This is a genomic window from Streptomyces sp. NPDC059002, assembly GCF_042740435.1.
In the GTDB taxonomy this organism is placed as follows: domain Bacteria; phylum Actinomycetota; class Actinomycetes; order Streptomycetales; family Streptomycetaceae; genus Streptomyces.
Genome location: NZ_JBHYJI010000040.1, coordinates 77,889 through 87,619 on the forward strand (window position 1 = coordinate 77,889; position 9,731 = coordinate 87,619).

9 protein-coding genes are annotated in these 9,731 nt (G+C 71.7%); 2 read left to right on the forward strand and 7 right to left on the reverse strand.

Annotated elements, in window-relative coordinates:
* Positions 1–175 precede the first annotated feature (175 nt).
* Positions 176–910: an aspartate/glutamate racemase family protein gene (locus tag ACFWZ2_RS29610; protein WP_384550798.1), complete on the reverse strand. Its 735-nt coding sequence runs from the start codon at positions 908–910 to the stop codon at positions 176–178.
* Positions 911–915: 5 nt separating this feature from the next.
* Positions 916–2,355 carry an NCS1 family nucleobase:cation symporter-1 gene (locus tag ACFWZ2_RS29615; protein WP_384550800.1) on the reverse strand — a complete coding sequence of 480 codons (1,440 nt, stop codon included), beginning with the start codon at positions 2,353–2,355 and terminating at the stop codon, positions 916–918.
* A gap of 156 nt (positions 2,356–2,511) precedes the next feature.
* Between ACFWZ2_RS29615 and ACFWZ2_RS29620 the strand changes: the two genes are divergently transcribed.
* On the forward strand, positions 2,512–3,165 hold the full coding sequence (locus ACFWZ2_RS29620) for a GntR family transcriptional regulator (protein ID WP_384550802.1): 654 nt from the start codon (positions 2,512–2,514) through the stop codon (positions 3,163–3,165).
* A 38-nt stretch (positions 3,166–3,203) separates the two neighbouring features.
* On the opposite strand, the gene pip is transcribed toward ACFWZ2_RS29620, so the two are convergent.
* The 5 genes from pip to ACFWZ2_RS29645 all read right to left on the reverse strand — a co-directional run bounded on the left by pip (position 3,204) and on the right by ACFWZ2_RS29645 (position 9,081).
* On the reverse strand, positions 3,204–4,157 hold the full coding sequence (gene pip / locus ACFWZ2_RS29625) for a prolyl aminopeptidase (RefSeq protein ID WP_384550804.1): 954 nt from the start codon (positions 4,155–4,157) through the stop codon (positions 3,204–3,206).
* A gap of 25 nt (positions 4,158–4,182) precedes the next feature.
* Positions 4,183–5,325 carry an MFS transporter gene (locus ACFWZ2_RS29630; RefSeq protein WP_384550821.1) on the reverse strand — a complete coding sequence of 381 codons (1,143 nt, stop codon included), beginning with the start codon at positions 5,323–5,325 and terminating at the stop codon, positions 4,183–4,185.
* A 103-nt stretch (positions 5,326–5,428) separates the two neighbouring features.
* Positions 5,429–6,181: a uracil-DNA glycosylase gene (locus ACFWZ2_RS29635; RefSeq protein ID WP_384550805.1), complete on the reverse strand. Its 753-nt coding sequence runs from the start codon at positions 6,179–6,181 to the stop codon at positions 5,429–5,431.
* A gap of 18 nt (positions 6,182–6,199) precedes the next feature.
* Positions 6,200–7,732, reverse strand: a complete 1,533-nt coding sequence (locus ACFWZ2_RS29640) for a YfcC family protein (protein ID WP_384550807.1) — start codon at positions 7,730–7,732, stop codon at positions 6,200–6,202.
* The gene (locus tag ACFWZ2_RS29645; RefSeq protein WP_384550809.1) at positions 7,729–9,081 is read right to left on the reverse strand and encodes a M20/M25/M40 family metallo-hydrolase; all 1,353 of its coding nucleotides are present in this window, start codon (positions 9,079–9,081) and stop codon (positions 7,729–7,731) included. Before ACFWZ2_RS29645 ends, ACFWZ2_RS29640 begins: the two co-directional genes overlap by 4 nt.
* 136 nt (positions 9,082–9,217) lie before the next feature.
* Here ACFWZ2_RS29645 and ACFWZ2_RS29650 point away from each other — a divergent pair, with 136 nt between their 5' ends.
* Entirely contained in the window at positions 9,218–9,640 is a 423-nt protein-coding gene (locus ACFWZ2_RS29650) for an RNA-binding S4 domain-containing protein (protein WP_384550811.1), read from the forward strand.
* The last annotated feature ends 91 nt before the right edge of the window (positions 9,641–9,731 follow it).

The window sequence follows — 9,731 nt, forward strand, 5'->3', positions numbered from 1 at the left end:
GCCGAGGTGGTGGGACGAGGGGCCGGAGTGAAGGCGGTGGGAGAGGGGATGGGGCACCGGGCGGCTCCTGGGGGGGCGGCGCCGGACCGGACCGGCGCGTTTCCCGGAGTCTGCGGGGCGCCCCGCCCCGGCCGCGGTCCGCACCCCGCCGGGGCGGCGGGGTTCACCCGGAAGATCACTCCGACGGCGGCGGCCCCCCGGGCCCGGTTCCCCAAGTACGCGCCTTCGGGAGGGGTTTGGCGTACCCGCCGACGCGGCTCGTGGTGAGGCCGAGCCCGACGAGCGACTCCGCGAGCCGCACCGCCGCGGCGACCCCGTCGACGACCGGCATGCCGAGCTTCTCGCCGACGGCCCGCTGCAGCCCGGTCATCCCGGCGCAGCCGAGGACGAGCACCTCGGCCCCGGCGTCGCGGGCCCGTTCGGCGGCGGCGAGGAAGGCCCGGGTGGTGCGTTCCTCGTCGCCGAGTTCCAGGACGCCGAGTCCGGTGCCGACGACGGCGGCACAGTGCTGTGCGATACCGGCCGCGTGCAGACTGTCCTCGATCTGGCCGCGCGCCCGGTCGAGCGTGGTGACCACGCCGTACCGCCGCCCGAGCAGACAGGCCAGATGGGCCGCGGCCTCGGTGATGTCGACGACGGGCACGTCGAGGAGTTCCCTCGCGCCTTCGCGGCCGTGCTCGCCGAACCCGGCCATGACCACGGCGTCGTACGGCTCCTCGTAGGTGCGCAGCCCGTCGAGGACGGCGGCGGCGGAGAGATAGCTGTCGAGCCAGCCCTCCGCGGATTCGGGCCCCCAGGCGGGGGTGAGCCCGGTGACGGTGGTGCCGGGGGACGCCGCGTCGCGGGCGCCGCGCACGATCTCCTCGGTCATCGCCCGGGTCGTGTTGCAGTTGGTGACGACGATGCGCACGCGCCTCAGCCCTCCGCCGTCCGCTCGGAGCGGCACAGGACCGCGTACAGGAGTGCGGCCGTCGCGGTCCCGATGAACCAGGAGTAGGGCGCGACATGGTCGAAGAACGGCACGAGCGCGCAGACGGCCGCCACGCCCGCCGTCGGCAGGAACGCCCACAGGGCCTTGGGGTTGACGCCGTTCTTGTAGTAGTACGCCGATCCGGGTTCGGCCCTGAAGAGCGCCTCCTCGTCGATGCGGCCGCGCTTCACCCAGTAGTAGTCGACGGCGATGATCCCGAACAGCGGTCCGAGGAAGGCGCCGAGGCCGCCGAGGAAGTAGTTGACGACGGTCGGGTTGGAGTAGAGGTTCCAGGGCGTGACGAGCAGCGCGGCGACCGTGGAGATGATCCCGCCGATCTTGAAGGTGATCTTCTGCGGCCAGACGTTGGCCAGGTCGTACGCGGGCGAGACGAAGTTGGCGACGATGTTCACGCCCATGGTGGCGACGGCGAAGGTGAGCGCGCCGAAGACCAGCACCCAGGTGTTGCCGATCTCGGCGACCAGTTCGGCGGGGTCGGTGATGGCCTTCCCGAAGACTTCGAGGCTGCCCGCCGTGACGATCACCGAGAGGATCACGAAGGCCGTCGAATTGATGGGCAGGCCCCAGAAGTTGCCGCGCTTGACGGTGCGGTAATCGGGCGCGAAGCGCGAGAAGTCGCAGAAGTTGAGCATCAGCGTGCCGTAGGTGGCGAGGATCAGGCCGATCGCGCCGAACCACTGCCTGATCTGCTCGCCGGTGGAGACGGGGTGCGGGGTCGAGGTGAGCGAGATCGTCCAGCCGGCCTTGGCGAGGATCCACCCGGCCAGGGCGATCATCACGATCCAGATGGCGGGCCCGCAGAAGTCCTGGAACTTCCGTACGGACTCCATGCCTTGGGTCATGATCAGCCCCTGCACCAGCCAGAGGGCGACGAAGGAACACCAGCCGAGCGCGTGCAGCCCGAGGAAGGAGTGCTCGGTCCACGTCTCAAGGCCCGGGAAGGCCGCGATCAGCATGACGTTGACCGCTATGGAGGCCAGATAGGTCTGGATTCCGTACCACATGATGGCGATCACGGCCCGGATGAGGGCGGGGATGTTGGCGCCCCAGACGCCGAAGCTGATGCGGCTGACGACGGGGAACGGCACGCCGTGGCGCTGGCCGACGCGGCCCATCATGTTCATCCCGACGTAGATCAGCACGAAGCCGACGAGCAGCGAGGTGAAGATCTGCCAGACGTTGAGGCCGAGCACTAACAGGCCTGCTGCGAAGGTGTAGTTGCCGAGGTTGTGGACGTCGGACATCCACAGGGCGAACAGGTCGAAGACCTTCCACTTGCGTTCCGTGGAGGGGGCGAGGTCCTCGTTGGTGAGGCGGGGGTCGGGGGCGAGCGGTGGGGTGCCGGTGCGTTGGGCGAGGGACACGGGGCCTCCTGGAGGGGGGACGGAGGTGCGCCCTTTGGTATACCAATATTTGGTATACCAAAGGTGTCGTCATGTTCCCGCCACCAACGGCGCCCGGCAATGTCCCTGCGGTTACGAATCGGTAAATCGACGCGGGGTTCGGCGATGATGGACCCCATGACGACCGTGGAGCAGCCGCTGGGCGCGGTACGCGAACGCGTGCTCGCCGAGCTGCGGCAGGAGATCATCGCAGGCCGCCTCGGCCCGGGCGACCGCCTGGTCGAGCGCGAACTCGCCGACCGCTTCGGGGTGTCCAGGGTCCCCGTGCGCGAGGCGATCCGCGCCCTGGTCGCCGAGGGCTTCGTCACCTTCGAGACCCCGCGCAGGACCGTGGTGCGCCGCCTGACCCGCACCGACGTGACCGAACTCTTCGAGCTGCGCGAGGCGTTGGAGGTCTACGCGGCGGGCCGCGCGGCGGAACGGGCCACGCCCGAGGGCCTCGCGGAGCTGAAGTCCCTCCTGGACCAGGCGGCGAAGGCCACGCGCACGGCGGACGCCGAGGCCATCACGGACATCAACACCCGCTTCCACGACCGCATCCTCGCCATGGCGGGCAACGGACTGCTCACCTCGGTGATGGAACCGGTCGACGGCCGCCTGCGCTGGATGACGCGCCGCAACGAGGAGTGGACCCACCTCCTCGCCGAGCACCGTGAGCTGTACGAGGCGGTGGCGTCGGGCGACGCGGAACGGGCGAGGACGCACGCGCTGGCGCACGTGCGCACGAATTACGAGTCGACGGTGCGGCACCTGTTCGGCGAGGACGAGTGACGAACGACGAGTGACAAATGACGAGTGACGACTGACTCTCAGGGGGCCCGGAAGCGATCCGTCGCCGCCGCCAGTTCCTCCGCTATGCCCCGCGCACCGGCGTTGTGCCCCACGTCGTCCACGATGACCAACTCGCTGCCGGGCCACGCCTGATGAAGCCGCCACGGGATGCCCGTGAGATTGCCGAAGTCCAGGCTCCCCTGCACCAGCACGCCCGGAATCCCCGCGAGGGAAGGCATGTCCCGCAGGACCACCTCGTCGCCGCCCAGCCAGTGGTCGTGGGCGAAGTAGTGCGTGACCGTGCGGGCGAAACCGGCGCGGAACGCCGCGTCCTCGTAGCGCGGCACGGACCGCGGCGGCGCGGGGAGAAACGCCGTTTCCCAGTCCGTCCAGTTCCGCGCGGCCCGCGCGCGGACCTCCGCGTCGGGCGACTCCAGGAGGCGGTTGTACGCCCCGGCGAGATTCCCGTCCCGCTCCCCCTCGGGCACCCCGTCGCGGAACGCCTCCCACGCCGCGGGGAAGATCCGCCCGAGCCCCCGCGTCAGGAGGTCCACCTCGGCGCGGCTGCCCGTGGCGAGGCCCGTGAGGACCAGTTCGGAGACCCGGTCGGGGTGCGTCTGCGCGTACCGCAGGCCGAGCACCGACCCGAAGGAGGCGCCCCACACCAGCCAGCGCTCGATGCCCAAGTGGCGCCGCAGCAGCTCCAGATCGGCCATCAGGTGCTTGATCGTGTTGACGCCCATGTCGGTCGCCGGGTCGCTCGCGGACGGCGTGGAGCGGCCCGCGCCCCGCTGGTCGAGCAGGACGATCCGGTACGCGTCGGGGTCGAAGTACCTGCGGAAGAACGGCGTGCACCCGGAGCCGGGTCCGCCGTGCAGCACCACGGCGGGCCTGCCCAGCGGATTGCCGCAGACCTCCCAGTACACGCGGTTGCCGTCGCCGACGTCGAGCATGCCGTGATCGAAGGGTTCAATGTCCGGATAGAGGCCCATCGCGGCACCCTAACGCGCCCCGGTGTCAGCCCGCCTGCGCGTTTCGCATCCGCCCGTAGGCGTACACACAGCCCGCGAGCGCCAGATCGGAGAGCAGCATGAAACCGATCGAGTACGAGTCCTTCGCGCTGTAGATCGCGCCCATCACCAGCGGCGGCACGAACCCGCCGAGACCGCCCACCGCGCCGACGATGCCCGTCACGGAGCCCACCTGCGGCTGCGGGGTGACCTGGGCGACGAGCGCGAAGACGCTGCCGCTCGCGGTGCCGAGGCCCGCCGCCATCACCAGGAAGCAGAGGGTGCCCACGGGGTTCAGCACCGGGTCGAAGGCCTGCGCGACGGCGAACAGGGCCACCACCGCGAGGGCGACGGAGGTGACCGTGGCCGGATGGACGCGGTCGGAGAGCCAGCCGCCGATGGGCCGGAAGACGACGGTGACGAGCGCGAAGCCCGCGGCCCTGGTGCCGGCGTCGGTGGGCGACAGGTCGTACCAGGTCTTCAGATAGGTGGGCAGGTACACCCCGAACGCGACGATCCCGCCGAACCCGATCGCGTACAGCGCGGACAGCTCCCAGGTGACCCGCAGCCGCCCGGCCTGCCCGAGCCGGGTGCCGAGCGAGGTGGTGGGCACGGGTCGGTCGGGGCGGTCGGTGATGAGGAAGACGGCGAGCAGCGCGAAGGCGGCGAGCCCGATGGCCACGACGACGTACGGCAGGTTCTCGCCGTGCTCGGCGATGCGCGGCGTGCAGTAGCCGGACAGCGCCACACCGCCCATGCCCATCCCGAAGACACCGATGGCGAAGCCCCGGTGGGCGGGCGGGAACCAGGAGTTGACCAGCGGGACGCCGATCGCGAACGTCGTGCCGCCGAGGCCGAGCAGGAAGGCGACGGCGAGCAGCGCGCCGTAGCTGCCCCTGGCCGGGATGATCAGCAGCACGGGGACGATCGTGAGCGCCGAGACCAGCGGGAACATCAGCCGGGCGCCGTAGCGGTCGGTGAGCGCGCCGACCGGGACACGGCCCAGCGAGCCGACGATCACGGGCACGGCGACCAGCAGCGACTGCTCGAAGGAGCTGAGCCCGAGCCGGTCCTTGAAGTCGCTGCCGAGCGGCGCGATCAGGTCCCAGGCCCAGAAGGTGAGCGTGAAGCCGACGGTGGCGACGAGCAGATTGCGGTACGCCGCGCCGGACGGCCTCGGCGCCGGGGGCGTGGCCCCCGCGGCGGAGGTGCCGGACCTGGCTGCTGAGGGCTTGGCTTCGGAGTCCACGCCCTCACGCTAGGGAAGAGCCGCCGGGCGGGGCCTGATCTGCTGCTCCGTCCGGTCGCAGTCCCGCGGCCGCCGCGGCGTCGCGCAGCACGTCCCGCAGCATCGCGGGCGTCAGCCGCCCCGTGAACGTATTGCGCTGGCTGACGTGGAAGCAGCCGAAGAGTTCCAGCGGCCGCCCGCCGGGGCCGCCGGACAGCGTCACCCGCGCCCCGTGCCCGAACGCGGGACGGGGCCGCGGCACCGTCCACCCCGCCGCCGCGAACGCGGGCAGCGCGGCCTGCCAGCCGAAGGCGCCGAGCACGACCGCGGAGCGCAGCCGCGGCGCGAGCAGCGTCAGCTCGCCCACCAGCCAGGGACGGCAGGTGTCGCGCTCCTGCGGGGTCGGCTTGTTGGCGGGCGGCGCGCAGTGCACGGGCGAGGTGACGCGGGTGCCGTACAGGGTCAGTCCGTCGTCGGCGCTCTCGGCGGTGGGACGCGAGGCGAGGCCCACCTCGTACAGGGCCCGGTAGAGCACGTCGCCCGAGCGGTCGCCCGTGAACATCCTTCCGGTGCGGTTGGCGCCGTGCGCGGCGGGCGCGAGGCCGACGATCAGGAGCGCGGCGTCGTGCGGCCCGAAGCCGGGCACCGGGCGCCCCCAGTAGTCCTGGTCGGTGAAGGCCGCGCGCTTGGTGCGCGCGACCTCCTCGCGCCAGTCGACGAGGCGGGGGCAGGCCCGGCAGCCGACGAGCCGCGCGTCGAGCTCGCCCAGACCGTCCATGCCTCCACCGTACGTACGTCAGGTCAGCGCGGCCCCCAGTGCCACGAACGCGCAGATCAGCACGAAGAGGACGCCGAGCAGCGGCCACACGAACCGCAGGTACTTGTCGTAGCCGACCTTCGCGAGCGCCACACCGCCGATGGTCACGGCCGTCGTCGGCACCCATAGATTCATCCAGCCGCTGGCCGCCTGCCAGGCCGTGACGACGACCGCGCGCGAGACCCCGGCGAAGTCGGCGAGCGGGGCGAGGATCGGCATGGCGAGCGTCGCGTGGCCCGAGGTGGAGGGGATCAGGAAGGCCAGCGGCAGGTTCACGATGAAGACGATGATCGCGAAGAGTCCCGACGACGTCCCCTTCACCACGCCCTCGATGGAGTGCAGCACGGTGTCGGTGATCTTCGAGTTGTTCATGATCGTCGTGACGCCGCGGGCCAGCAGGATGACGAGGGCGGGCGAGACGAAGTCGGCCGCGCCCTGGATGATCGTCGAGCTGAGCTGCTGCTCCCCCATGCGCGCGACGAGCCCGACGAGGACGGCCGCGCACAGGAAGAGCGCCGCCAACTGCGGGAAGGACCAGCCCAGTTCGAAGCTGTACGGCTGCGCGTCCGCCTTGCCGGTGAGCGCGCTCGACCAGGGCACCACCGAGAAGATCATGAAGGCGAAGACGAGCGCCGTCACGACGAGCACCGCCTTGTGCAGCCGGGTGAGCCCCGGCACCTCGCCCGCGTCGGTGGCGGACTGCTCCCGGTCGCCCGGCAGGAACCCGGAAAGGGAGCGCTCCGGGTCCTTCCGCACGCGCTTGGCGTACCGGATGACGTACGCGATGGTGACGCCCGTCAGGACGATCCACATCGCGAAGCGCAGCACGATGCCGTCGCCGAGCGAGATGTCGGCGGCGGACGAGGCGACGCCCGTCGCGAAGGGGTTGACGGTCGAGCACAGGACGCCGACGCCCGCACCGAGGATGATCGCGCCGACCGCGGTCATGCGGTCGTACCCGAGGGCGAGCATCAGCGGCACGATCAGGCCGTAGAAGCCGAGCGTCTCCTCGGCGAAGCCCTCCACCGTGCCGAGGACGGAGAAGACCGCCATGACCCCGGCGATGAGCAGCGCCCCGCGCTCGCGCAGGCGGTGCGCGAGCCGCCCGATGCCGCGGTCCAGGGCGCCGGTCGCGAAGACCACGGTGATGAAGGCGCCGATGGCGAGCACGAAGAGGAAGACGCCCGCGCTGCCGTACAGCGCACCGACGTTGTCGGGCGCGACCAGCGAGGTCTTCTCGTCCTGGATGCCGTAGAGGCCGTTGACCGGGGACAGGAAGAGGTCGTTGAGGCGGTCGACGAAGGACTGTCCGGAGTCGACGCGGTGGTAGGTGCCCTCCACGGGGGCGCCGGAGTCGTTGCGGTCGTACTGCCCGGACGGGATGAGGAAGGCGAGCAGCCAGACGGCGACGGTGACGATCGCGAGGACGGTCAGGGCGCTGGGGAAGGTGAACTTCCCTTTGCGTGGCGGCTCTTCGGTGCCCTGCTCCGGCTCCGCCTCGGTGGCGCTCACGCGCCGGCTCCCGTCCCGTGGCCCGCCGCGTACTCCCGCACGAAGGCGCACATCGCGACGACCGTGTTGCGCAGTTCGGAGAAGAGGACGCGCTCGTTCGGGGCGTGCAGATTGCACATGCTGTCCTGCGCCCCGAAGAGCAGCACCTCCGCGCCGGGCGCCGCCTTCGCCAGGCCGTTGACCAGCGGGATCGATCCGCCGGTCGCGACGTACGAGGCGTCCTTGCCCCAGCCTTCGCGCAGCGCGGCGAGCGCGGCGCGGTAGGCGGGGCCACCGGTCGCGGCCTCGTAGCCGGGCCCGGTGTCGCCGGGCGTGACGGTGAGCGGCACCCCGAAGGGCCTGAGCGAGCTCAGGTGGTCGACGAGCCTGCGCTGCGCCTCCTTGGGGTCCTGGCGGGGATGGAAGCGGAGGTTCAGCTTGGCGCGGGCGTACGGCACGACGGCCGACGCGGCATGCTCGACGCTCGGCGCGTCCAGGCCGATGACGGTGATGGCGGGCCCGCTCCACAGCCGCTCGCCGAGGCTGCCGCTGCCGATCAGCGGCACACCGTCCCGCACCCCCGCCAGCTCGCGGAACTCCTCTTCGGTGTACGTCGTCCCGTCCCACTCCTCGCGCCGCAGCCCTTCGACGGCGACGTCCCCGTGCACGTCGTGGAGCGTGCCGAGCGCTTTGAGGAGCACCAGCAGCGCGTCGGGCGCCGCACCCCCGAACTCCCCGCTGTGGCGCGGCTCGTCGAGCGTCCTGACCTCCACGGTCACCTCGGACGCGCCGCGCAGCCCGGTGGTGAGCGTCGGCGTGCCGGGGCGGAGGTTGCCGAGGTCGGCGATGACCATCGCGTCGCACGCGAACCGCTCCGGGTCGCCGGGCGGATAGTCGTCGAAGGCGCTGCCGTACTCCTCCTGCCCCTCGATGACGATCTTGATCCCGACCGGCGGCCGCCCCTCGTACGCCCGCAGCATCCCGAGGTGCGCGATGACGTTCGACTTGTCGTCCGCGATGCCCCGGGCGCGCAGTCCGCCCTCGATCGGCGTGGGTTCGAACGGCGGCGACTTCCAGAGCGCCTCGTCGCCGGGCGGCTGGACGTCGTAGTGGCCGTACAGCAGGACGGTGGGTGCCTCGGGGGTCGGGGGCAGGATCTCGCCGTAGATCACCGGGGCGGTGTCCGGCAGTTCGAGGCGCTCGACGTGCGGGACCCCGGCCTCCCGCAGCAGCCCGGCCAGCAGGTCGTGCGCCTCCTCCACGGGACCGGCGGGGAAGCCGGGGAAGGAGATCGAGGGGATCGCGGCGAGCCGTTCGAGGTCGGCGCGCAACCCGTCCATCAGACCGTCGACAGTGGCTTCGAACTTCATGGGCAGCACCCCTGGGAGTCGTATCCGGACCGTTTTGTTGCGATGGGTCCGAATTATCGGCGGCCGGGGTCAGCGGTTTCCGGACGGCTCGCCGGGAGCCGGCGATGCCAGGTCGCGGCGGGATTAAGGTCGACTCATGGCTTCGGAGACTTCAGGCAGTGGCGCGGGCGGTGGCGGACGGGCGGGCGGCGAGTCCGTGCGCGTGGACAGCTGGATCTGGTCGGTCCGCCTCGTCAAGACCCGCTCCAGCGGCGGCGCCGCGTGCAAGGGCGGCCATGTGCGGGTCAACGGCGAACGCGTCAAACCCGCGTACGGCGTGCACGTCGGCGACGAGGTGCGCCTGCGGCAGGCGGGCGGCCGGGAACGGGTCGTGGTCGTCAAGCGCCTGATCCGCAAGCGGGTCGGGGCGCCGGTCGCCGTGGAGTGCTATGTCGACAACAGCCCGCCGCCCCCGCCGCGCGAGGCCGTCGCCCCCGCGGGCGTACGCGACCGGGGCACCGGACGGCCCACGAAGCGGGACCGCCGCGAGATGGAGCGCCTGCGCGGCGCGGAGGGCTGAAGGCTCAGGACTGAAGGCGTAGGGCCGAGGGTCGCCACAGGTCCACGGAGGGGTGCCTGCAACAGGCCGTGTCGCACGGCCTGTTGCAGGC